Annotated in this window: 23 protein-coding genes; 6 read left to right on the top strand and 17 right to left on the bottom strand. The window is 49.0% G+C overall.

All coding sequences use genetic code 11. From position 1 onward, the window contains the following. The first annotated feature begins 68 nt into the window (after positions 1-68). The 3 genes from BCY86_RS02770 to BCY86_RS02760 are packed head-to-tail and all read left to right on the top strand — an operon-like array spanning position 69 to position 3957. Positions 69-1757, top strand: a complete 1689-nt coding sequence (locus tag BCY86_RS02770; RefSeq protein WP_083604140.1) for an amino acid--tRNA ligase-related protein — start codon at positions 69-71, stop codon at positions 1755-1757. After that, positions 1754-3241, top strand: a complete 1488-nt coding sequence (locus BCY86_RS02765) for an FtsX-like permease family protein (protein WP_075276350.1) — start codon at positions 1754-1756, stop codon at positions 3239-3241. The genes BCY86_RS02770 and BCY86_RS02765 overlap by 4 nt, the downstream gene beginning before the upstream one ends. A gap of 2 nt (positions 3242-3243) precedes the next feature. Beyond that, positions 3244-3957 (top strand): ABC transporter ATP-binding protein, encoded by a 714-nt coding sequence (locus BCY86_RS02760; protein ID WP_075276349.1) that lies wholly within the window; start codon positions 3244-3246, stop codon positions 3955-3957. A 344-nt stretch (positions 3958-4301) separates the two neighbouring features. Here the strand turns inward: BCY86_RS02760 and BCY86_RS02755 are convergent, their stop codons facing one another. The 6 genes from BCY86_RS02755 to BCY86_RS02725 form a co-directional block, all read right to left on the bottom strand. Beyond that, entirely contained in the window at positions 4302-4484 is a 183-nt protein-coding gene (locus BCY86_RS02755; RefSeq protein ID WP_075276348.1) for a hypothetical protein, read from the bottom strand. Positions 4485-5839: 1355 nt separating this feature from the next. Further along, complete coding sequence (locus tag BCY86_RS02745; RefSeq protein ID WP_075276346.1) at positions 5840-6775, bottom strand: CdaR family protein; 936 nt, start codon at positions 6773-6775, stop codon at positions 5840-5842. Then, entirely contained in the window at positions 6768-7661 is an 894-nt protein-coding gene (cdaA, locus tag BCY86_RS02740; RefSeq protein ID WP_075276345.1) for a diadenylate cyclase CdaA, read from the bottom strand. Before cdaA ends, BCY86_RS02745 begins: the two co-directional genes overlap by 8 nt. Then, on the bottom strand, positions 7658-8509 hold the full coding sequence (gene folP, locus BCY86_RS02735) for a dihydropteroate synthase (protein WP_075276344.1): 852 nt from the start codon (positions 8507-8509) through the stop codon (positions 7658-7660). Before folP ends, cdaA begins: the two co-directional genes overlap by 4 nt. Further along, positions 8506-9417, bottom strand: a complete 912-nt coding sequence (locus BCY86_RS02730) for a hypothetical protein (protein WP_075276343.1) — start codon at positions 9415-9417, stop codon at positions 8506-8508. The genes folP and BCY86_RS02730 overlap by 4 nt, the downstream gene beginning before the upstream one ends. Beyond that, positions 9410-10441: a bifunctional riboflavin kinase/FAD synthetase gene (locus tag BCY86_RS02725; RefSeq protein ID WP_172824779.1), complete on the bottom strand. Its 1032-nt coding sequence runs from the start codon at positions 10439-10441 to the stop codon at positions 9410-9412. Before BCY86_RS02725 ends, BCY86_RS02730 begins: the two co-directional genes overlap by 8 nt. 190 nt (positions 10442-10631) lie before the next feature. Between BCY86_RS02725 and holA the strand changes: the two genes are divergently transcribed. Both holA and xseB read left to right on the top strand, forming a co-directional pair. Beyond that, the gene (gene holA, locus BCY86_RS02720; RefSeq protein ID WP_075276342.1) at positions 10632-11678 is read left to right on the top strand and encodes a DNA polymerase III subunit delta; all 1047 of its coding nucleotides are present in this window, start codon (positions 10632-10634) and stop codon (positions 11676-11678) included. Between the two features lie 9 nt (positions 11679-11687). Beyond that, the gene (xseB, locus tag BCY86_RS02715; RefSeq protein WP_075276341.1) at positions 11688-11960 is read left to right on the top strand and encodes an exodeoxyribonuclease VII small subunit; all 273 of its coding nucleotides are present in this window, start codon (positions 11688-11690) and stop codon (positions 11958-11960) included. A 58-nt stretch (positions 11961-12018) separates the two neighbouring features. Here xseB and BCY86_RS02710 read toward each other — a convergent pair whose 3' ends face one another. The 4 genes from BCY86_RS02710 to BCY86_RS02695 are packed head-to-tail and all read right to left on the bottom strand — an operon-like array spanning position 12019 to position 14420. Next, positions 12019-13254: a S1C family serine protease gene (locus BCY86_RS02710; RefSeq protein ID WP_083604137.1), complete on the bottom strand. Its 1236-nt coding sequence runs from the start codon at positions 13252-13254 to the stop codon at positions 12019-12021. Continuing rightward, positions 13251-13562 carry a DUF1844 domain-containing protein gene (locus BCY86_RS02705; RefSeq protein WP_075276340.1) on the bottom strand — a complete coding sequence of 104 codons (312 nt, stop codon included), beginning with the start codon at positions 13560-13562 and terminating at the stop codon, positions 13251-13253. Before BCY86_RS02705 ends, BCY86_RS02710 begins: the two co-directional genes overlap by 4 nt. Before the next feature lie 3 nt (positions 13563-13565). After that, complete coding sequence (locus BCY86_RS02700; RefSeq protein WP_075276339.1) at positions 13566-13769, bottom strand: hypothetical protein; 204 nt, start codon at positions 13767-13769, stop codon at positions 13566-13568. Positions 13770-13829: 60 nt separating this feature from the next. Continuing rightward, positions 13830-14420 (bottom strand): FKBP-type peptidyl-prolyl cis-trans isomerase, encoded by a 591-nt coding sequence (locus BCY86_RS02695; RefSeq protein WP_075276338.1) that lies wholly within the window; start codon positions 14418-14420, stop codon positions 13830-13832. A gap of 87 nt (positions 14421-14507) precedes the next feature. On the opposite strand from BCY86_RS02695, the gene BCY86_RS02690 reads away from it, so the two are divergent. Next, positions 14508-15449 carry a glycosyltransferase family 4 protein gene (locus BCY86_RS02690; RefSeq protein WP_075276337.1) on the top strand — a complete coding sequence of 314 codons (942 nt, stop codon included), beginning with the start codon at positions 14508-14510 and terminating at the stop codon, positions 15447-15449. A 20-nt stretch (positions 15450-15469) separates the two neighbouring features. Here BCY86_RS02690 and ftsZ read toward each other — a convergent pair whose 3' ends face one another. The 7 genes from ftsZ to murD all read right to left on the bottom strand — a co-directional run bounded on the left by ftsZ (position 15470) and on the right by murD (position 24705). Beyond that, positions 15470-16768, bottom strand: a complete 1299-nt coding sequence (ftsZ, locus tag BCY86_RS02685) for a cell division protein FtsZ (protein WP_075276336.1) — start codon at positions 16766-16768, stop codon at positions 15470-15472. 334 nt (positions 16769-17102) lie between these two features. After that, positions 17103-18389 (bottom strand): cell division protein FtsA, encoded by a 1287-nt coding sequence (gene ftsA / locus BCY86_RS02680; protein ID WP_075276335.1) that lies wholly within the window; start codon positions 18387-18389, stop codon positions 17103-17105. 174 nt (positions 18390-18563) lie between these two features. Continuing rightward, on the bottom strand, positions 18564-19457 hold the full coding sequence (locus tag BCY86_RS02675; protein ID WP_075276334.1) for a cell division protein FtsQ/DivIB: 894 nt from the start codon (positions 19455-19457) through the stop codon (positions 18564-18566). 109 nt (positions 19458-19566) lie between these two features. Continuing rightward, a complete protein-coding gene (gene murC, locus BCY86_RS02670) occupies positions 19567-20979 on the bottom strand; it encodes a UDP-N-acetylmuramate--L-alanine ligase (RefSeq protein WP_075276333.1) in 1413 nt (470 codons plus the stop codon). Beyond that, a complete protein-coding gene (gene murG, locus BCY86_RS02665; protein ID WP_075276332.1) occupies positions 20980-22167 on the bottom strand; it encodes an undecaprenyldiphospho-muramoylpentapeptide beta-N-acetylglucosaminyltransferase in 1188 nt (395 codons plus the stop codon). Continuing rightward, positions 22164-23396, bottom strand: a complete 1233-nt coding sequence (ftsW, locus tag BCY86_RS02660; RefSeq protein ID WP_245776253.1) for a putative lipid II flippase FtsW — start codon at positions 23394-23396, stop codon at positions 22164-22166. Before ftsW ends, murG begins: the two co-directional genes overlap by 4 nt. Next, a complete protein-coding gene (gene murD / locus BCY86_RS02655) occupies positions 23335-24705 on the bottom strand; it encodes a UDP-N-acetylmuramoyl-L-alanine--D-glutamate ligase (protein ID WP_075276331.1) in 1371 nt (456 codons plus the stop codon). The genes ftsW and murD overlap by 62 nt, the downstream gene beginning before the upstream one ends. Positions 24706-24715 lie beyond the last annotated feature (10 nt).

The following is a 24715-nucleotide window of genomic DNA, read 5'->3' as shown; positions in this document are numbered from 1 at the left end:
ACCTTTTCGCTTGATAGAGAACAAAGCAATACCTAACCAATCATCAACTTTCTTATTCAATAAGAGCCATGTCCAATCACTCTCTTTCCCCACGGTCATATGCAGAACAAGCACTCATGGAATCAAGGCGAATCAAAGCAAGTCGTCTGCGCGAGCGGCAAGAAAATCCTTTTGCCAACGATGTCAAACCTCAAACACCCAATGCGCTTACGATCGATTTAGAAACTCTCCGCAAACGCGTGGAATCTATCCAAGAGGAAGGCCTCTACCAAGAAGAGAAGGTCAAAGCGCTCCTCGGAAACCAGCCTTTCCACGTGCGGGGGAGGATTTTGTCGATGCGTTCAACGGGGGGGCTCACCTTTCTTCGCCTGCGCGATCGGACTGGTGAACTGCAACTTCTCCTCAACAAAAAAGTCATGGGGGAACATTATGCATATCTCGAGAATCTCGATATCGGCGATATTATCGAAGCGGAAGGGTCGCCGACTGCTTCAAAAAGAGGGGAGCTCTCTTTAGAAACCACGCGAGTCCGTGTGCTGACGAAGGCATTTCGCCCACTGCCTGAAAAGTGGCACGGTCTGACTGACACCGAAAGCCGCTATCGTCAACGCTACGTCGATCTGATTGCAAATCCTCATGTGGCAGATGTCTTCCGGGCACGGAGTTATATCCTCAACACAATCCGCAAGGTACTTGGCGATGCCGGTTTCCTTGAAGTGGAAACCCCCACCATGCACTCGTTAATCGGGGGGGCCATGGCTAGACCGTTTGTAACTCACCATCACACCTTACACATGAATCTCTTCATGCGCATTGCACCAGAGCTTTATTTAAAACGGCTGTTGGTCGGCGGACTTGAACGCGTCTACGAAATTGGACGCTGCTACCGCAATGAAGGGATCTCGACGAATCACAATCCCGAGTTCACGATGCTTGAATTCTATCAAGCCTACGTCACCTACAAGGAGCTGCAGGATTTCAGCGAGTTCCTGTTACGATCGATCGATGAGTCCCTAGCAACGCATATGCCTCAGGCGTATGCGCAATGGAAAGCGAAACGCTCTTTCAGCTTGGAAGAGCCTTTTGCTCGGGTTCCGATGTACCAAGCAGTCAAACGAGGGGCCGAACAGACAGAGATCCCTGCATGGAGAGAAACTATCGCTCAACACGGGGTTCAGGGACTCCTCCATCTTTTGAATGAGCCCTGGAAAACAGAGATTTCCACATGGTCCCAATCCTCATTGCGAGCCAAAGCAATCAATTGGTCTCGCTTTCACGATGTATGGTGTCAATGTGAGAGCCATGGTGAAAGACTGTTCGTCTGCTACGAATTCCTCTCTGAACCTTTTTTAATTGAAGATTACCGCTCGCAGAACGGCGTCCACTCCCTTCCGGTATTGATTCAGGATTACCCGTTTGAGACTTCCCCCCTTGCCCGTCGCAACGATCAGAATCCACATCTTGTCGATCGATTTGAGCTCTTCATCGCAGGGAGAGAACTGTGCAATGCATTCAGCGAGCTCAACGATCCAGAAGACCAGGCAGAGCGATTTCGAGTACAGTTGCAGAAAAAAGAGAAAGGGGATGAGGAGGCGATGGACTTCGATGAAGATTACATCCGCGCGCTCGAATACGGTATGCCCCCCGCCACAGGATTTGGAATGGGAATCGATCGTCTGACAATGCTGCTCACCAACTGCTCTTCCATTCGAGACGTAATTCTTTTCCCTCTTTTGCGCCCTGAGGCTGTGCGGTGATCTCTTCACGGCATCCATACAAATGGATCCATCGCGCAAGCTGGGGATTTGGGATCGGCTTTGCCGCTCTGGTCTACTGGACAGTGCGTCTTCCTACCCTACGAGGAGACCAGTGGTCCTTTAAAGACACGCTCATCCGGGTAGGAGCTCTCACTACAGGGGTTCTTTTCGCGTTGATGACGATGGGCAGCCTGATCCCACGGATATTTGATCTTCTTGAAAGACATTCTTTCATCTCTTTTGTCAGCACAAGACACGTGCGATCGCAAAAAAGCGGTTTTCTGACAATGATCAGCATCCTTTCGATCTGCGGGGTTGCAGTCAGCTCGTGTGCGCTTTCCTCCGTCATCAGCATCATGAGCGGCTTCAGCCATGATTTAAAGAAAAAAATCTTAGGCAACAACGCCCATATTATGATTGATCAGGCAAGCCAAGCACCCTGGGGAGAATATTGGGAGTTGCAAAGCCGCATTCAAAAGATTCCAGGGGTCCACGGAGTCACTCCCGTCGTCCAGAACGAAGCGATGCTTTCGAGTCAATCGAATACAGCAGGGGTGATCGTTCGGGGGGTGGAAACAAACACGATCGGTTCCGTAATCGATCTACCTGGGAATATCGAAACAGGGCAATTCGATTACCTGTCATCTCCCCAGAAGCTAGAATCGACCGATCACAATCCCACTATCCCTCCCACACCTACGCTCATTATCGGGCGAGAGCTTGCTAAAACTCTACACGTCTATGTTGGGGATGAAGTGACACTCATCTCCCCTTCAGGAAATCTTAGCCCCATTGGGATAATCCCATCGACTCGCAAATTTCGCATCGGTGCAATTTTCTACAGCGGTATGTATGAATACGATGTCAGTTACGTATATACTACCTTAGAAGCAGCGCAAGCACTCTTTGAGTTCGAAGGCAACATCACCACACTCGATATCCGAGCAAGTCATCCAGAAACCACTGAAATGTTGACACAGACGATACGCAAGACCATTCAGCGCCCAGATCTTCGGGTACGCGATTGGCATGAGATGAATCAAAGTCTCTTTTCCGCCCTTCAACTCGAGCGGCTAGCGACCTTTGTGATCCTGTCGATTGCAATCATGGTAGCCAGCTTCTGCATCCTCTGCACTCTTCTACTCATGGTCACTGAAAAAAGAAAAGAAATCGCTATTTTAAAAGCGATGGGCGCTTCCAATCCATTGATTTTGAAAATCTTCATCGCAGAAGGAATGATTGTAGGGGGGATTGGAACCACATTTGGCACCGTCACAGCGCTGACATTATGCTTTGGATTGAAATGGTTTGGATTGAGATTGGATCCAGACGTGTATTACATCGACCGGCTTCCCCTCCACATCGAAGGGGTCGATTTTGCTGCAGTCACCCTCGCATCCATGGTCATCTGCACCCTGGCCACATGTTATCCAGCTTATGCAGCATCCAAACTCCAACCGGTCGAAGGACTGCGGTACGAATAGCCATGACTCATCCAGCTGTTTCCGCCCTCGATATTCATAAGTCATTCAGACATATGGGGCGCACGTTAGAAGTCCTGCGGGGGATTACTCTCCACATTGAACCAGGTGAAATGGTAGGCATCGTAGGCCAATCCGGAGCGGGGAAAAGCACGCTGCTCCATTGCATAGGAACCCTCGATGTCCCCTCATCAGGGACCATTCGGTTAGGGGGAGAAGACATTTCCTCTTTTTCAAGCTCCAACCTCACTGAACTGCGCAATCGCTCCATTGGGTTTATCTTCCAATTCCACCATTTGCTGCCTGAATTCACAGCGCTTGAGAACGTGATGATGCCAGGTCTTATACAAGGTCAGAGCAAGCGTCAGATGACACCCTACGCCATGCAATTGCTCGAAGAGGTCGGCTTAAAAGAAAGAGCGAATCATTTGCCAGGGGAATTATCAGGAGGGGAGCAGCAACGGGTCGCGCTGGTCAGGGCATTGGTCCTTAAACCAACCCTGCTCCTTGCAGATGAACCAACAGGCAACCTCGACTCCGAGACCAGCGCGCAAATCCACGATCTGTTTTTCTCGATCAATCGTTCCCAGCGTACCACCATCGTGATCGTCACTCACAACATGAGCCTAGCTGACAGTATGCCACGCGTGATCACACTAAAAGATGGACTTTTGGAAAAGGATGAACAGGGCTGCACGAGTACCATCCATTATTTCTGAATTCGATTCTTGCATCACAGAATACAAACAAAAAAAGAACTTGCATTTCTCACACTCAAGAAACATCCTATCAACAACAGAATTGAATCAAATGCTCGTTTGACATTCATAAAATTTCTAAACGCAAGGGGAGGGAACCAAATGAGAAATGGATCATAGGCTGCGGAGTAGGAGCGATAGCAACGGTGCTCAGATGCAGGTACGAGCTGGAAGAAAGCACAGAAGAGCTCTATTTAACAGAACTTCATATGCAGCAAGGCCCTCTGATCCCCCTATTTGTCTTACGCCAATCCATCAACTTTTACCCGTTCTTAATTCACCCTCCACTACGAAGACAGGTCACGTTAGCTCATACTTTCACAGCCCTCCAGATCTCCAGAGCGCAACACCACCTCCATATCCAGCTCACCAGAATCCTTACCGACAACAACAATGGTCACCCAGTGATCTCGTCCATTACCAACCAGGAACTTCTCAAGCCAATCCGTGACATCCGCAGACAGTACAGCATTATCCTTATACACCACAGCGACCCCTTAGCCATGTCCATTATCAACAAGAATTCAGCTCAAGCACATATCAATCTGTCGATGCATGGATTGCGCTCTCAAGTCAGAACATAATTCGACAGGACGCAAACTAGTGGGTACATCCCATTCAAAAGTTCTATCACGAACAAGGAGCAAAAGGGATCCTCAAGCTAGCAAATGTCCTCATAAAAGCAGGATTTATCTATGGCTAGATAGGAAATTTAGGGAGCGAAATAAGCCTCATACTATTTTCCAACGAGGAGAACTATTTATCGATACTTCCGACAACCCAATGAGGGAGATACGTGGGCAACGACTTCCTATTGACATTATGCTCCCTTCAAACATAGAACTAAGAGATTAGAAGGAACTCGCGCAAAGCCACACCATAGCCATTAAAAATTTAAATCTCAGAATTCATCCCCCACAAAGCCCTCGAGCCAATTTAGGAACGGCTGACTCACTAGCTCATGTGCAAGCTGTTTCGCATCTTGGCAAGATCTCAAAAATTTTACGCCATTTTCCTTCTTTACCAAATCGATTAATGAAGTAGATGTACAAATCGACTCAGGCTAATTGTATAAATTTTTCTTATTCTCAATCAAATGGGAGGGACTAAAAGTATTTACCGGTGATTCCATTAGCATTTCTAGACCTCTCGACATTCTATCTGAATTTCTACATTTTCATCATCTTGAAGAACTAAATCTCAATACAGATTTTGATATTAGAGATTGGACGAAATTACCAGGCTTCCTTACATTAAAAAAATTGAGAGTCAACGCACGCACCATCGTTGCTCCTCTTCAACCTTCATATTCTAATTCTCTTGAAGAATTGGAATTAAGCACGCAGGGCTTGTCAACCGATATTAATTAGATATCGCAGGGCTCACCTCAACTAAAAAGACTTGCTTTGCGAGGTTAAGGTTTCCAACCCAGCATATTAAATTCAGGAATGGAATCTTCTCTCTCAGTTGTCTCTCTTGAACTAACGATCGATCCTATCCCGCGTTTCTTCCTGCACCACACAACTACAAAACAAGTGAAGATATCAACGTTAGCCTGATTCTATCCTACTGACGCCCACCAAGATGGCTACGTCCTTTCAGAAGACTTCTAGGCCTCTTTGAAACCACTGGAAACGTTAATGATCACAAAAGACCGTCCATCCATTCATCTCCCCCAGGCTATGAGCCCTCCTCAACTCAAAAATTATCTTCAATCCTTCTCCTCCTCCTCATATGGCTGATTTATAGCTAAAAAAAAGGCTTCCATGAAGCAACCCCTTTCCAGAAAGGGAGAGCGTGGATTCCACGGAAAGAGTAAATCGAAGTTCTCTCTTTTCCTCGACTAGCGTACCATTACCTCAGGAGGTATGACTCGTGCATTGCAGAGAACCACATCGACCAGGACGGGTCTGGTCTCGTTAGTCCCATTCGCTCCCGAGGAGAGGGCAATCCGCGGCACCACATGCTCTGGTTTAAGAGCCTGCGCTATCGAAGGAGGACAACGGAGGTGCACGTCAACTGCTGGAGGGAAGAGCTTGATTTTATGTCCTCCTAACACTGCTACCTGGACTTCTTTGAATATCTTTTCAACCAAATTTGGGACAATTTCGATGCGAGCAACTACATTGGAAGGCTCGAAGACCAAACGCCCCGAGGGATGAAAAACAGCAAGGGATACCGAATGTTCCCCTTCATCCAGACCATCCAAATCAATAGGTTCTACCCGCGCTCTCTGAATCCGAGCAACTTCGCTCTGAGGACCACGGACACAGACCCTAGGGGGCTCGAGCGAAGGCTCCTCTTTGATGACAAGGCCAGGAAGAGGATTCCCAACTACACTTGCATAGACAGGGATTTCGAAAGAGACAATATCCTCCCATTTGAGATCGAGGATGGGAGGATCGATCTGTTCTACCCGAATGCCTGGAGGAACTTTCGCCCATTGAGGATCGAGCACGATGCGACTATCCTCCATCCCTTGAAGGCGCACTTGGATACTCCCAAGATCCCGATTTTCAAGTTCATCGAGCAACACGCGCGGGCCACGCAACGTCAACCTCACATGAGGAGGGATGGGGCTGACCAACACTTTGTTAATATGCTCAGGAGGGAGCATCACTATTAAATTAACAGCAACAGAACGCTGACCGTCTTGAGAGCTATGGCTAAAAGAATACAGGAAAAGAGCAACCGCCAATGAAAATAGTTTTAAACGGATATCTTCGATAAAAAGAACCCTCAGACTACTCCTGATGGGTTGGAAACGATTGTTATTCATTGCTCCTTGAGCACACATCAAAAACGGAATGAAACCTCCGAATGATCGGTTGGACAGCAGGATGTTCCTTTAAGAGCTGGATCGGTTTCTTTCGACTCCTCAGACCCAAAAGGCTTAGCAATGCTTCGCGAAGCATGTCCCCATCGAGATGAGGACCGATATTACCATTGAAGCATAAACTAATCGAACCGCGTTCTTCAGAGACTACAACCACCATTGCATCTGTCTCTTCAGTAATTCCAAGGGCAGCCCGATGCCGAGATCCGAGTGATTGCTCGATCCCTTTGGCTTCAGGAATAGGGAAAAAAACACCCGCTTTGGCAATCCGAAGGTTGCGAATCACCACGGCACCATCGTGCAATTTATTCATTCCCTCTGGAATAAAAAGGCTCACGAGCAATTCCCGCTGCACAATCGCATCGATCTCCATCCCTTGACCCACCACAAATTCATCCAGTTGCGCATCCTGTTCAAAACAGATGATCGCACCGATCCCATGCCGCGCGAGTTCCGTCGCTGCAGCGACGACCTCTTCCACAACCCGAGACTCTTGCTGCTGAGAAATGCGTCCCAAAGAAGCGTGGGATCCGATGCGCATAAGACCGCGTCGAATGTCGTTTTGAAAGACAACCACCACGATCAAAATCATCGAAGAGAGGAGAGCGGACAGGAGATAAAAAAGCGTGATGAGACCAACACCCTTAGCAACCACATACAGCAGCAAGAGAACCCCAAGCCCCATCCCCATCTGGATGGCTTTAGTCCCTCGAAGAACTAACAGCACACGATAAATTGCATACGACACAATCCCTATGTCAATGCCATCAACCACCACATCCTTGAGAGGACGCTTCGAAAAAAGGTGAATAAGCCCTTCGATCATCATTCTCTCATAAGTCCCATCAGATCAATTGCTTGTTTGGTATCTCGCACATCATGAACTCGAACCAACGCCGCACCTTTTTGAATCCCTATCCAGGCCGCTGCAAGAGAAGCACCTAGCCGTTCTCGAGGGGTTGCCCCTTCATCCACAAGCGTCAAAAAAGACTTCCGACTTGCTCCTATCAACACAGGCACATCGAGACAAGATGTGAGTCTATCCAGCCGCTTAAGAAGAGTCATGCTATGCTGAGCGCTCTTGGCAAATCCAAAACCTGGATCCATCACCAGCGCGTCTCGACGAAGACCTCTCCCTTGCGCTACTTTTGCTGCACTTTCCCACTCCTCAAGAACCTCACGAACAATGTCTCCATAGGCTGATTCTTCATACTGACTGAACCCTTTCATATCGGCCTGACTTCCACGAGCATGTACCAACATCAGACAAGCGTGATGCTGTACAACCACATCTGCAAGTGCAGGTCTAGCCAAACAGGACACATCATTGACCGCAAGCGCACCTTCTCGCAAGCAAAAATCGGCGACATTAGGATGCATCGTATCAATAGACACAGCTATTTTAGAAACAGCATACCGGACGACATGCGCCAGCCGCTCCAACTGCACGGAAGCAGAGACTTCTTCTGATCCGGGGCGAGAACTATCCGCCCCAATTTCCACGATGTCCGCCCCTTCCTGAATAAGCACATCGACCCGCTTCTGAGCTTGTTCCACATGAAGAAATTCACCCCCATCACTGTAAGAATCCGGAGTCACATTACAAACGCCAACAATCACAACCCCTCTTTGGGCCTTTGCTCGCTTACAAACAGAATGGAAAGCATCCAGCTTCATGTCCAATATTGAGTCTCCTGATTTTCACGCATCCTATCTTTTATTTCTTTAGAGACGAATAAGAAGAGCAAGGCAACTCGACATTCCACATTGCATGTGGCTTCTATCGTCTTAAAGTCTAATGGATCACCTATTCTTCTTCGGACCCCAAACAAAGCCTTTCCAAGTTGCTTAAAGGTGTACCCATGCAAGAAAGAAGGGATCCGAGAGCACGGGTTTCCTTCCCCTGAACGGATCAAAAGAGGGAAATGCGCAATGGAAAGGAAAGAACCCCGGTAGTCCCATCCAACCACTACACGCACAATTGCTTTTTGTGGCAATTGCTGGAACAGATAATCCCCCTTGACTGTCCAAGAGAGTCTCCGTTTTCCAGGATACAGTTGTGAGCCTTGCCATGTAGGGATTACAAGAAGAAAGAAGAGCGTCAATGTACCTTGAGGACAACAGCCCTTTAACAAAGTCAGGGTCGTTTGTGCAATCTCCCATCGGACAAAAATAGCTGTAGGGGTGACAGGGACAGCAATACACCGACTGCTCCTATCCTCTTCTTCTCCATACGCATCCGCACGCAGAGCAGAAGGGGCAGGAGACGATAATGCTTGCTTTGCTTTGAGCTCACTGAGACAAGTCTGTGCGGCTAGATGATCAGGATCTTTCTTAAGAATGATGTGAAGCATCTCGATCGCTTGATGTACTTGACCTTGAGCTGCATAGATGCAAGCCAGCGTAACGGTAGGGAGAGGTTCACCCACCTCATTGGGCTCCGGGTTCGCAGTGATCGGCACAGGCTCTTCTCGTTTCTCGGCACGATAAAGCCCCTGCCCCACGACTTCTGAGAAGAGAGCGTGAGCGCGCTGAGAGAAATCACAAGCGCAAAGTCGCATAGGATCGTCTTTTTCATTAGGCATGATAGCCATCTCCTGAAATCCAAAAGCAACGTCCCTGCACAATGCGCCGAGCCTCTTCTACATCTGCAGCGATCTGCTCTTGCAGTATAGATACAGTAGGGAAACGACGCTCAGGCCGAAGGTAAGCAAGCAAGTGGACGCGCAGAGAAACTCCATACAGGTTTTGATCGGTTTCAAACAGATGGACTTCCACAGTGCCATCCCCCTGTTGATGAAGCGTGGGGCGAGTCCCGATGTTCATAACCCCATCAGCCAACGCTACAAATTCTCCTCCCGTTCTCCGTTCCACCCGAACTGCATAAACACCATGGGGAGGGATCAATTCCTGAATGTTGGTTAAATTCGCCGTGCGAAATCCTATCTTTTGACCTAACCCAGCCCCAGGAACAACAACGCCCGTAAAAGCGTGTAGCCTTGTCAGAAGACTTGCAGCCTGCCTTACATCCCCTTGCTGAATCAACTGTCGAATCCAGGTACTCGAAACCACTTGATGACCTTTTAAAACCGGAGCCACTGTTTTTGTTTCAAACCGATAACGCAATCCAAGAGAAAGCAACGTTTGCACATTACCACTGCGCTGTCTACCAAACTGAAAATCCTCCCCAACTACAACGAGACGAGCATTCAATTGCTTGACAAGCAATTGCTCCACAAAATAATCGGGCTCCCACGAAACAAAGTCAGTATCGACAGAGCAAAGATAGATCCGGCAAAGTGCACAGCGAAAGAGAAGTTCAATACGGCGAGAAAGAGAAGTCAAAAGAGGGGGTACAGGGCGCTTCAAGACCTGATTGGGATGAGGATCAAAGGTAAGGACAACTGGCTCAAGGCCAGATACAGCAGCAGTACTGATAGCCTCCTGAATCACCTTCTGATGACCAAGATGAATGCCATCTAGATTACCGATGACTACAGCAGTACCATTCTTTCCCTCTTGCAGTGGAAGGCTCGGATGTTCGAATCGAGTAAGTTTTTCCCCTATTTTTTTACTTGTCCAGTTCTCGATTTTGCTCTCATTTTGCACAGTTCCATAGTAACATAGTTTAGTTGGAATGATTTGATCGTTTAGCAGGTGTGTTTTTTTTCTTTCTTACTCGTTCTGATAGATTGATCAGGTAAACGATCCGTTTGCACCAACGGGAGAGAGGCTCGTCACTTTCATTAACATTCCACCACCTCGTCGGCGAAAGTGGCCGCTAAGGAGTCTTTACAGCGTGTCTGATATTGAAGCAGCGATGACAACCATCAAAAGTGGAACCATTCTTCCCACCTATCTGCTTGTGGGGGAGGAAATGTTTCTGTCCGATCAGCTCATAGCACAAGTACGACAGGCCCTTTTTCACACTTCCGAGTCTAGCTTCGATGAAGAGCATTTCACAGCAGGCGAAACATCGATCGATCGTGTCTTGAATTCAGCACGCATGGTCCCGATGTTGAATTCACACCGCTTGGTATTAGTCCATCATATTGATCGATGGGAGGCCTCCTCTTCCAATGCGGACTCCCCTAAAGCCTCTTCCCCGCTCGATACGCTTGCAGCCTACTTAGAAGCGCCCATCGTCACCACCTGCCTAATTATGACGGCTGGCGCACTAGATGGACGCCGCAAATTATCAGGCATTGCTAAGAAAAAAGGATATTTCTTTTCCTGCAACGCCCTCAATCCACGAACATTACCAATCTGGATTTGCCAGCAGTTTAAAAAGCGAGGCAATCCATTGAGTGCAGGAGTCGCTGAACTGATTTCAGAACTCGTAGGACCTGATTTGAGGTGCGTCAATGATGCAATTGAACGCCTCTCTCTCTATGCTCAAGAGCAAGCGACCATCACTGAACAAGACGTGCGCACCTGCATCACACGAACCCGTACGACAGAAGTTTGGGCGATCGTCAACGCGATCCGAAGCTTCCATCTCACTCAAGCGCTTTCGATTTTAAAGGATGTCTACGATCCGCGCGACCGAGGACTCCCTCTGCTCGGGTTGCTCTCCTGGTCTGTCCGCCAATTGTTGCGACTCCAAGCGATAGCTCACTCCAACCAACATTCCTCGTTAGAAACAATAGGGCGAAAAGTAGGCATTTTTCCCCCTTCACGCACGCGCGAGCTGCTAGAACAATCTCAAAGCTTATATCCTAAAGTCTTAATAGAATGGCTTTCTCTTCTTGCAGAAACTGATATAGCACTCAAAAGCTCAAAACGCCCTCCTTACATAATATTAGAAGAAACGCTGATTCGCATGAGTCAATGCACTTTACATTAGGAGAACACCATGGCCACGAACCCTAATCCCTCAGACACTTCCACAACCGATCCACTCTCTTTTGAAGACACCGTTAAACGTCTCACGGAGATCGTGCAATCGCTTGAGCGAGGCGATCTGCCTCTCGAAGACTCACTGCGATTATTTGAAGAGGGGATCTCGTTAACCCAAGTTTCCCAACAAAAACTGGATGCAGCTCAAAAGAAAGTAGAGCAGCTGCTCGGTTTAGATGATGAAGGAAAAGCGCAGACAGCTCCCTTCGAGGCTCGACGCGATTCATAGCGTAGCACTTGAAGGACGACAGGCAGCCTGCAATCAAAAATGGATCTCTGGGGATTCCCTACCCTCGAAATATTCTCCGTTTTCCTTTGTTCATCTGCCCCAAGGTAACTTGCAAATCGAAAGTTTTACCCTTTCGAGAAACATGTAAAGTCACTGTTTTTCCAACTCCTGCAGTGCTGGCTAGCCACTGCAGGTGAGATTCGTTTTTGATGGATACTCCATCAAATTTGAGAATCACATCCCCCGGCATCACCCCTCCTTTATCCGCAGGGCCGGAAGGGGAGACACTCCCTACCACAATCGCCTTACTATCAACGAGATTGAGTTCTTTGCGGTCTTCTGGATTTAATTTCTGCGCTTCAATAACCCAAATGCCTAGCTCACTGCGCGTCACGTATCCATCCCGCAACAGCATGGGAAGAAGCTGTTTGACCATATTGATCGGAATCACAAAACCAATCCCCTGAGCACCACCTCCGCGGATAGCGGTATTGATTCCAACGACTTGACCACTCAGGTTGTAGAGGGGGCCACCGGAATTCCCTGGATTGATCGCTGCATCCGTCTGAATGAAGTTATAATAGCCAGAATCAAGGGAGATATCCGTCCCCGTTCTTCCCACTGCGCTAACAATACCTACACTCACTGTGTGAGAAAGGCCAAAAGGGTTTCCAATCGCGACAACCCACTCTCCAGGCTCAACAAGATCGGAATCACCTAATTCAACAGGAGTGAGATCGTTCGCTGTAATCCGGATCACTGCAATGTCTGTTTCTGGATCTCGACCAACCACTTTTGCAGGAATTTTGAAGCCATCAGAAATTTTATCCGAGAGGGTCACCCAAATGTCATCCGCCCCTTCAATCACGTGATTGTTCGTGAGAATGAGCCCTTTTCTCTCGAGGACGAACCCACTCCCCAGCCCTTTGAGCGGACGACGGGGAATCCGATACGGGAAAAAAAGAGGAAGCGGCTCTTTTTCCTCTCCTTCTGTATAGATCGTCACCACACTCACATCCGCACGACGGACAATAGGAACAAAATTGACAGTGCACTGACCTTCCGTTGAGCCAGAAGCCACTGCGTGATCAGACAGAAGGAAAGAGGTGGGGGATGGAGGCGGGGAAACTCTATCTACAAACTCATCGTGCTGTTCCACCGGTTTTTTCCAACAACCAATCCCCCCTCCTGCACAGAACAGAAAAACCCCTACGGCAAACGAAAGCTGTATTTTAAACTTCCTCAGCAAGCGCAATGTCAACAAGTGGGTACCATCAAAGGGGACAGGAGTCATATTCGACCCCGTTCACTTTTCTCTAACTCTACAATACGCATCCTTAAATCAAAAAGGAGCTGCTCGAGCAACCTCTCTTCATCACCAGTTAGATTCCCTTTTGTTTTTTCCTGAAGGACGGCCAACACATCGATTGTCTGGCGTGCAAGCGGAATCTGTTTTTCGACCTGATTGGTCTCAGGATCTGGAGCTTGACCTAGATGAACAAGCGCAGAGTGGCTAAGCGAGAGAATCAATGTAGCAAAATCAACTTGAGGAAACTTTTCCTCCGATAATGCGGAAGATGAATTCTGCTTTGTTTCGCTCACGCTTTACCCCTCCACGTCTTCTTCTTCATCTGGTTCCATACCCGGCTGTACAAGGGGGATGGGGGCCGCTTGATGCGCTACGTCAGGCAACGCATCAACATACTTCTGAATATCTTGCAGCGAGATCTTGCTGACGCGCAAACGACGCTCAAGAATGCGTAGATCCCAATCCATAGGTGGGAAAAAGAAATGCTTTTCAACAGTCATAGGTATTCCTTATCGATCTTACCCAAAGAAGGCAAGAAGGCCAGAGCTCTTTTTACAAATCTAATGGGGCTCATTTCTATCTTTTTTAAGACGAATAGACAAAAGAGAGTAATGCGGCGCTTCTGTTGGAGACTTTCCAGAGTCATTTTTTAAATAGTCTTCCATCTCATCAAAGAATTGAGCAGCTTGCACAATCTCATCCTCTGTGGCAGGGCGAATCGCACGTAAGGTAATGTGATAACGCAATGCCTGCCCTGCAAGGGGATGGTTGGCATTCACTACAAGATGGGTTGGATGTACCTCCATAATCCTCAGCTCCAGCTTTTCCCCTTTTTGATCCTCCGCCATGAGCGCATCACCCATTTGGATCTTCTCGATAGAAGCAGGGAGCTCCTCCTGATCAATCAAAAATACAAGGTCAGGGGCATATTCTCCAAATCCTTCCTCTGCAGAGAGAAAAACATCCCTTTTTTCGTCGACGTTCATGCCTATAAGAGCAGCTTCTAACCCTGGAGGCAACATCCCATACCCGTGGACATAGTGAACAGCACCTTCACAATACTCCACTTCCTCCAAATTGAGGGGCTCTCCTCGTTCATCCGTTAAGGTATAATCAAATTCAATCCAGGCATTAGGCCTGACACCCAGCATAGCGAAAAGAGATAGCGTGTGACTTGCAACTCGTCTAGAGTTTCTCTTTCTTTTCGTTCATTTCTATCCTTCTCAATAGGGGCATTCATGCGCATCGCGTTGATCACAACCAGCTATCCCTGTCACGAAGATGATCCCAGCGGTCATTTTATACGGGCGGAAGCGAAAGAGCTAGCGAGAAAGGGGCATTGTATCACGGTCTTTTCGCCTCTGCAGGAGATCAAGCAAGCTGACGATGGCATCCGTGTGCTTGCACTGGGCGGGGGTAACGCATTTGGATGGCCGGGAGCCTCCATCCGGCTGCAAGCCTTTCCATGGTATACCGTCGATGCGATCGCTTGGATGCAACGCGTGCGGCGGGCATTGAAATATCACTCCCCCCATCGAATTATTGCACATTGGGCGTTGCCCTGTGGGTGGCCGATCGGTTTTATAATCCCTTCTCCTTTGGAACTCGTCTCCCACGGAGCCGATGTTCGGCTGCTCTGCTCGCTTCCCATCCCCATGCGCGTATGGCTTGTCCGTCGACTTCTCGGTCGAGCACTCTGCTGGCGATTTGTCTCCGTAAAACTCCGAGAGCAATTGCTTGACTCCCTCCCCCCCTATCTCGCACGGCTTCTAGAGCACGGATCGACCATCACCCCTCCATCTCTGGAACTCCCCAACGTACAACAGCAGATCCTGCACCGTCGACGCCAACTCCAAGGTTGGAAAGTCTACACCGCTGTCGGGCGACTCATCCCCAGCAAACGATTGGATAGAACTATCACCTACACCTCTGCTCTCCCCTCTCATCCTGAGAAGGGAAATCTCCTCACGATCATAGGGGATGGTCCTGAACGAAAACGGCTCGAATCGATGGCCAAACGCCTCCAGATCAATACCTACTTCACTGGGAAAATCGGGAGGCGCGAAGCACTAGCATGGATAGGAGCTTCACAGGCTCTACTCTACGCCTCTCAGCAGGAAGGGCTCTCTACCGTGCTACGCGAAGCCCAAATGCTCGGAACCCCGATTATCTATTGTTGAAAGCATTCTTAAACAGGCTTTCAGTGCTGCTTGCGTTGAAATGCAGGAACATCCCAATCATGCTCACCAGGCAACGGAAAAGCAGTCGATGAAGGGGCAACCGATCGCTCAGGCAGAGTTACCCGAGGGGATGATGAAGAAGGCTCTCCCCGCATGCGAGCATCCGTCCCCTGATGGAAGCGGCGAGATGGCGGCGCAGAACTCGCCGTTGCGATATCGACCGAGGCAGGACCTCTACCGACGCGCCCATAGGGAACATTCATCGTACTCATCCGATGGCCATTCAGCGCAGAGGAGGTCGAGGCCATACCGAATCTAGGCGTAGATTCTTCCAAAGCAGAAGAGATCTCATTCATATCGAATCCGGTGGCAATGACAGTAACTTTCATGCTGTCGCTCAACGATTCATCGATGCTCGCTCCGAAGATAATATTGGCTTCTTCGTGAGCCCGCTCTTGGACCAACGAAGCCGCTTCCTGGATTTCTTTCATCTTGAGATCAACACCCCCTATTACATTGATCAACACCCCCATCGCCCCTTCTACAGAGACATCATCCAGAAGAGGAGAAGAAACTGCCATCTCTGCTGCGATACGCGCTCTATTTTGCCCTTTGGCAATGCCAGTCCCCATCAAAGAACGGCCCATATTGCTCATAACTGTTCGAACATCTGCAAAATCGACATTTACGATACCGTTTTGAGTGATCAGATCACTGATACCCTTAACAGCTTGATAAAGCACTTCATCTGCCTTGCGGCATGCCTCGAGAAAGGTCAGTTCTTCGTCTTCCGGTGAGATTAGTTTGTCATTTGGAATGACAATCAGCGCATCCACATGTTCAGAGAGCGCAACGAGACCAAGCTCCGCTCGACGACGGCGCTGACGCCCTTCAAAGGCGAAGGGCTTGGTGACAACTCCTACTGTAAGGGCACCTTCTTCACGCGCTAACTGCGCGACTACAGGAGCTGCTCCGGTGCCCGTTCCACCTCCCATCCCTGAGGTGACAAAAACCATATCTGCACCACTTAAAGCCTCCTTAATCCGCTGGACATCTTCCAGTGCAGCTTTGCGCCCGCGCTCCGGATCGGCACCCGCTCCGAGACCCCGCGTCAGAGCGCTTCCAATATTGAGCTTGACTGCAGCCGCATTTGAATTCAGAGCCTGCAAATCTGTATTGACAGCAACGAATTCCGAGCCTTCAAGGCCATCGCTAATCATTGTATTGATGGCGTTTCCACCAGCACCACCTATGCCTACAACTTTAATTCGCGCCTGATATTCTTGCGTATCATCAGCGAACTCAATGGAAAAACTCATTACGTGCCTCCCGGGATCTTTCCACAAGGTTAATTCATTATTTTATTTATCCATGTGATTTTCGGTCGCCTCTTACCAAAAAACCCATTGCCAATGGTTACAAGTTCCGAATTATCATCCCTTCAATGTTTCAAAAGGGTTCTTTTTAATTTAATAATATCTAAATCAAATCATCAACAGATGATAGTCCCTCTTATCCTATGCGCTTTTTGATTTAAACAACTTTTTTTACAATCTGAAGTTCCTCTCTCCTTCTCGCAAACACATTTACGTAAAATAAAGCACTTTGCTTTCCTATTGGCGACATAAAATCTCATTTTGAATCATCAAATCACTAAAACGCAGCCTTGAGCCACTCCCAAAAGCCATATTTTGCACCCTTCTCTTTTTCTGCGAGTTCTGACCCCATTTGGGGCACACCACGGGCTTTCATCCCCCCCCTCGAAGTGCTCTCACTCCAAATATAATCCCTCATCACCTGTGCCCCAAATTTAACCAGACCTGTCCCTGTAGCAAACTGAGGCCCTTGCACCAATTGAGTGATCCCTTTGATTCCTGTAGGGAAACCGATTCGAACGGGCATCCCCAAGATTTCTTCAGCAAACTCCGTCATCCCTTCAAGAAGAACGGCCCCCCCTGTCAGAACCACCCCTGCAGAGAGGTGTTCCAGCAAGCCCGTATCCTCAATCCGCTTTCGGATCACCGCGAGGATCTCCTCCACCCGAGGCTCAATGATGTCCGACAAAACTCGGCGCAGCGCACGTCGGGGGGGATGTCCCCCCACGCCAGGCACTTCAATTTCCTCATCATCCGATACCATCCGCCCCAGCGCGCACCCTGAAAGCCGTTTGAGACGGTCCGCTTCCGCCATCGGCGTCCGAAGACCAGCTGCAATATCGCTGGTTACATTCATTCCCCCTACAGGAATGACGCTCGTATGTGCGATCCCACCGTCGACATACAGCAAAATATCCGTAGTCCCCCCACCAATATCGATCACTGCAGCGCCGATCTCCTTTTCATCCTCAGAAAGAACGGCCTCCGCACTGGCTAACACTTCCAACACCACATCAGCCACAGCTAGTCCGCAACGCTCCGCGCAGCGGACGACATTCTGTACACAAGTAGTCGCAGCTGTGATCAGATTCACTTTAGCGCCCAACCGAACGCCACTCATCCCCACAGGATCACGGATACCATCTTGCGTATCAACGATAAACTCGCGAGGTAATACATGAAGGATCTGACGATCCGCATCGATCGGGATAGCACGGGCTCCTTCAAGCACACGCTCCACATCGACCCGGGTAACCTCCCCCCCTCCAATGGCAGCAACACCATCGGACATTTGAGCCCGGATATGACTCCCCGCCACCCCTGCATACACCGTCCGGATTTCTACACCCGCCATCGTCTGCGCAGACTCGATAGCATCGCGAATCGATCGCACCGTCCAATCAATATTGGAGACAATCCCTTTTCGAAGACCCCGGCAAGGAACCGACGAAACCCCTAAAATGGTAATCCCATCTTCCACCACTTCCCCGACGACAGCGCACACTTTAGTTGTCCCTACATCTAATCCGACGACGATCTCTCCAGTTGCATCAGGCGCGTTCATCTTGCCTTGTCCCTTTGGTCCAAGAATTACTCACAGAATACCCCTTCACGCCAAAACGAATCAGGATCTGCCGGCTACTACTAAGATATTTTTTTTTAAGATTTGCGTATTTTTCAAAGCCCATAACTTGCCATATCGATTATTACTATTACCTGCATGTTGGATATTCCTGCGCTAATGCAATCGAACTACCACTTTTTCAGGACGGGCCTCATTATCTAGCATAATCGCTTTTGCTCGCGCTCCCCTCCGTTCAAGCTCTGCGAAAACAAGAATTGCTTGCTGTATTTTTCTCCGAAAAGGTGGAAATCCAAGGGCTACCGCAATAGGAGGGTCTCCTATAATCAATGTATACATCCGATTCGGTGAGATGTCTATCTGTTGAAGAAGCGATCGTCGAGCAAGAGGACCATGCTCATAGTCCATGGCCAGATCTAAAGCACGCCGCAAAAGCTGCTCTGCACCCAAGCGATCCCCAGCAAACATCTCTTTCGTCAAACCGACAATCACAGGAAGATTGGTGGGATCTCCAGGCTCAAGCTTCTTAAAAACTTTCCCTTGTCTCGAGACCAGGTAACAATCTCCAAGAGCAACGATTCCTCCCACTTCCTGCTCTTCCACACTTAATACAATCGTATGGGGTAATTTTCGGATTGCTTTTACACGGGTGATCCAAGGATTTTTCAAGACCCGCTGACGGATTTCTTCAAGTTCTATTGAAAAAATATTCTGCCCTTTCTGGATATCGGCCAACTGAATGATCTCCTGGACCGACCGTTCTTGCATCCCCTCAACCAAAATGGTCTCGACCGCAAATTGAGGGCTTTCCATAACGTAACGGCGCGCCCACAACGCTGCAAAGAGAGCAACCCCCAATGTCAACAAGGTTCCTAACCAGACACAAACCACCTTGAGAGCCATTCGCCTTTTTTGCGCACGCTTTTCTTCTTGGTGTTCACCTTCCACAGACCATTGAGGCGGCCGAATGCGCCGATTGGTACTTCCTTGGGTCCGCTTTGCTTTGGCTAGCTGTTGGCGATGAGGTTCATCCTTAATAGAGGCTGCCATGTTGATTGCTCGTTTGCGCTTTTAACCCTCTCTGATCCATCGACTTGGATCGCATTCACCGCACAGAACCATCAGCAGCCATAGGAGAAGATGTTCCTTTCATCACCATTCACAAAGTTTGTTCGCCTAGGAGGCGATCCAGTTCATAAACAGCCATATTAATGTCACCTGCGCCGAGAGCAATGACTAAATCTCCCGAAGTGATCTGTTCCATCAATCGGTGAGGTATTTGCTTTTTGTCCCTAACATAATGCACCAACTGAGGAGAACATCGCTCACACAACGCATGCGCCAGCGATTCACCCGTAACCCCAGGGATAGGCGCCTCTCCAGCGGGATAGACTTCTGTAATGAACAGCACGTCCGCTCCTGCTAAAGCTTCCACAAATTCGAAGAAAAGAGAAGCAAGGCGCGTATAGCGATGTGGCTGAAAAGCCACGACAACACGTCTCTTAAAAGCCGATCGGGCTGCCTTGATAGTCGCCTCAATTTCAGCGGGATGATGCCCGTAATCATCGACAATCAAGACATCCCCTACTTTCCCTTCTCTTTCTTTGACGGTTCGCTCTCCCACAATCGTGAATCTCCGTTGCACTCCATGAAAAGAAGCGATCGCTGCTTGCATCACGTTCAGAGGGATCGCGAGTTCATCCGCCACTGCAATCACCCCCAAGGCATTCAAAACATTGTGCGTTCCTGGCATATGGACCTGAAATCTTCCAAGCCATTTATGACGGCAGTAGGCATCAAATGAAGACATCACTCCATCAAACACAAGATGCTTAGCCCAATAGTCAGCCTCACCCGACAGACCATAAGTCACATGTCGCTGTGTAATCGAAGGGAGGATCTCACGGACATGCGGGTGCTCCCAACACAGCACACCGAGACCATAGAAAGGGACTTTATTGACATAATCGATAAAAGCCTGCTTGATGTGCACGTGGCTTTTATAATAATCTAAATGTTCTGGATCAATGTTCGTCACGACTGCGATCGTGGGGGTGAGTTTTAGAAAAGAACCATCGCTCTCATCTGCTTCCGCGACAAAGAGATCCCCTTCCCCTACCCACGCATTCGAACCGATCGGGTTGATCCTTCCACCTACTGCCACAGTCGGATCGAACCCCGCATGGTGTAAAACCATAGCAGCAAGCGAAGTGGTGGTAGTCTTTCCGTGAGATCCAGCAATCACGACAGTGTATTTGAAACGCATCAGCTCAGCGAGCATCTCTCCGCGACTGATGACAGGAACATGCAATAAACGCGCATGGATCATCTCTGGATTGTTTGGAGCAATCGCGCTCGAATAGACAACTACATCTGCACCAACAATATGATCGGCATGATGCCCTTTGTAGACTTTGACACCGAGCGTCTCTAGATGCTTGGTCGCCTCATTCTCCTTGACATCAGAACCCGATACAGCAAATTCGAGCCTGTGTAAGATCTCTGCAAGACCGCTCATTCCAATCCCTGCGACACCGATGAAATGGATCTGCCGAACACGACCACGAAACATTTACGATTTCCTTATCCAAGAGTTCTGTGCGGGAACTTCGATTCCAAAAGAGGATGAAGAAAGTGCAGGAATCAGAGAAGAGGGATCCGAATCCCGGGTGTTGATCAGATCGAGAAGATCACGCGCAATATACCATGCAGCCTTTGGCTTCCCCAAAGAACCAGCGCACTCCCCCATTCGAATGCATTCGTCAGGGTGATTGAGAAGCTGAATGATCTTTTCCGCGATACAAGACGGTTCTGCCTCTGCTTGAGAAAACCAAAAAGCGCCTCCCGCCTTCTCCATAATCATCGCATTCCGAGTCTGATGATTATCTGCTGCAAAGGGGAATGGGATCAAAATGGAAGGGCGCCCCACCGCTGCGATTTCAGCAAGGGTGGATGCACCTGCACGTGAGATAATAAGGGTTGCATCGCGAAGAGCACCGAACATTGTGTGAAGGAAAGAGACCACTTGGACACGCTTTAAACCATGGGTAACATAGATCTGTCGAACCGATTCGATCGCTTCTTCCCCCGATTGATGAATCACTTCAAACGGACGTTCAACATGCTGAGCGACGAGCGCAAGAACTGTCGGAATGGTTTGATTGAGATATGCCGCTCCTTGGCTCCCCCCTACAACTAAAATGCGAGCAGGCTGCTCAGAAGACAAGGGTTGAAGCTCAAACTGGGCGCGCAAGGGGACTCCTGAAATCCGTACACGATCAGAAATAGAAGTAAGTGAGGCTGCTGTATCCTCCCAACCAAGATAGATGCGAGACGCCAAGTGAACCAGCCAACGGTTAGAAAGACCAAGAACTGCGTTGGCCTCACAGATAGCGAGAGGGATACCTAACATGGCAGCGGCAAGCCCCACGGGACCAGCGCTGTACCCCCCCATACTGAACACCGCATGGACGGGTCCTAGTCGACGAAGCCTGTTCGCTGACAGCACCGTCTCCCTCCCAGCAATCGCTACAGCACGGATCATCCTCCATAAATGACTACCCTGAATGGGTAAAATAGGAAAGAGTTCCAACTGATAACCGCATGCAGGGACAAATCGATTTTCGAGGCCACCCGGTGTCCCTGAAAAGATAATGCGTACATCCGCCAATTGACAAAGCGCATGGGCCACCGCCAAAGCGGGAAAGACGTGGCCCCCGGTGCCACCTCCTGCGATCCAAATGCAAAGACGTTGACTCATGTGCCTCTTCGATTTCGATCAACGATCTGTCTTGAAATGTTTAAAAGAATGCCTGCTCCACTTGAGTTAACAAGCAAAGAAGATCCCCCAAAACTGATAAATGGGAGCGCCAGCCCCTTCGTTGGGAGAAGAGCAAGCGCAACAGCTAGATTGACAAGAGCCTGCACACCAAACATCGTAGCAATGCCGAACGCTAAGTAACTACCGTAATCATCAGGAGCTAAAAGCGCAATCCGAACCCCTCTGACAACAACAAGCGTATAGGTCATGCACAGAATCAATATCCCTAAAAAACCGAGTTCCTCTCCAAGAATCGCAGCAACGAAATCGGTATGCGCTTCAGGTAAGTAGAGCGTTTGAAACCCTCGCCCCAAACCTAAACCCCAAAATCCACCGGAACCGAAGGACATCACCGATTGAAAAGGCTGATAAGCGAGATCACGCTTATGCTCTAGCATATTGATCCAAGCCAAATAACGTTCATAGCGATAGTCCTTCAGTCGGATTGCGAGTACACCCAGACATGCCCCGAGAAGAGAAGCCCCTAATAGGTAGCCCACCTTCGCCCCCGCCACAAAAAGCAAGGTAAAGGTGAGGAGCAAGAGCACCACAGAACTCCCGAAATCCGGCTGTTTCATACAAAGAGCGATCAGAAATCCTGCGACAATCAAGTGAGGAAGAAATCCGATTGAAAAAGAGCGGACGCGTTCTGCTTTTTTTGCGAGAGAATACGCAAGCCATAGGACAAGCACGAGCTTCGAAATCTCTGTAGGCTGAATATGAATAGGGCCTACATTCAGCCAGCGCGCAGAGCCACGTCCCGCCGTACGACCAAATCCGATAATACACAGAATCAGCAGCCCCACGTCCCCCACCAACATGGGATACGTCCATTTGTAGAGCCAATGGTAATCGAACCGACTCACACCGAATATCAACGCAATACCGACGAGAGCGTATATGACATGACGCTTTAAAAAATACTGAGGGTCGTGAAACCGAACAGTCGCCTCCACAACCGAGGCGCTGTAGGTGATCACAATGCCACATCCAATTAATGCAATTAAAGCAGCCGCAAGAGCAGCATCCATCGGAAAAGAAGACTGTTTCGGATGAGTTGCACGAGCATCAAGCGGGGGGAGCAGCAGCAGCCTAGATGGCGCGCGCCTATTGGGAGAAGGAACACTCTTTTCTTTTGTTTTTTCGAATTTTGAGAACAGCTTGAACAAACGCATCTCCACGGCTTTGATAGTTAGGGAACATATCCCAACTCGCACAAGCGGGGGAAAGCAGAACTGCATCTCCAGGAGAAGCAAGCTCAAAACTCATCTCCACCGCTTCTTCCATAGTCGACACCCGAACAACAGGAAGTCGATTTCCGATTGCAGCTTCGATTGCAGCAGCGGCCTGACCTAACACAACCATAGCTTTTCCTTTCCGCTCTAGCGCTTGGACAAGAGGCTCATAACTCCCTTTCTTTTCATATCCTCCTGCAATCAGGATAGCGTTTTCTTCCTCAAGGCCTGAAAGCGCCATGACAGCAGCTCCCACATTCGTCCCTTTCGAATCGTTGTAATAGCGTACCCCTTCCACTTCAGTAACGAACTGCATGCGATGTGGGAGACCACTAAAAGAAGCCAAGACAGAACGAATCGTATCGCCCTTCACGCGAAAGGGACCGATCGCTGCAATCGCTGCAGCGATATTAAGGGCGTTATGGCTCCCTTTAAGAAGAATCTCTTTTCGGCTGTACCTCTCCGCGCATTGTTGATCTACAATCTGATCCGATTGCACCTGCACATCCGCTTCACTCTGAACCCCAAACGAAATCAATTTCGCCTGCCCGCGTTGAACTTGCTGCTTACAGAGTACATCATGATATGGATAAATTGCGCTATCTTCTGGTTGCTGGCGAGCAAACGCATTCCCTTTTGCCAAGACGTAAGCTTCAAAGCTCGCATGTCGATCAAGGTGATCGGGGGTGATATTCAATAGAACCCCCACCGAAGGGCGAAAGTGAATCACATGTTCCATCTGAAAACTGGACACTTCTAGAACGATAACATCCCACTTAGTCTCTGTGTGGTTTGCGAAGGGTTCCCCTAAATTTCCTCCCACAAAAGCAGATAGACCTTCGGCTTTTAAAAACTCCCCAATTAAAGAGGTCGTCGTACTTTTCCCATTGGTCCCCCCAACCGCAAGCAAAGGAGCGCCATGAACGCAAGCCTGAATTGCAAATTCGGTCTCCCCAAGAAGAGGGATACCTCGATCCACAGCATATTTGAGTTCTGCAAAAAGAGGGACACCAGGAGATAGGACAATCAGATCGGCTCCCTGGAAATTCGCTTTTCCATGCACACCTGCTATCAGTCTAACCCCTTGTTGTTTAAGGGCCACCACATCTGGGGTCAGTGCTTGTTCCTCCCGCGCATCGGTTCCTACGACAGAAGCACCAGAGCGAAGAGCCAGCTTCGCAGCAGCTACCCCACTGGCACCAAGCCCTACCACAATAACGCGTTTGCCCTTTAAATTTTTCACAGCTCAAATC

This window comes from Pajaroellobacter abortibovis (genome assembly GCF_001931505.1).
GTDB classification, from domain to species: domain Bacteria; phylum Myxococcota_A; class Polyangia; order Polyangiales; family Polyangiaceae; genus Pajaroellobacter; species Pajaroellobacter abortibovis.
This window is presented reverse-complemented; position numbering and strand designations above follow the sequence as displayed.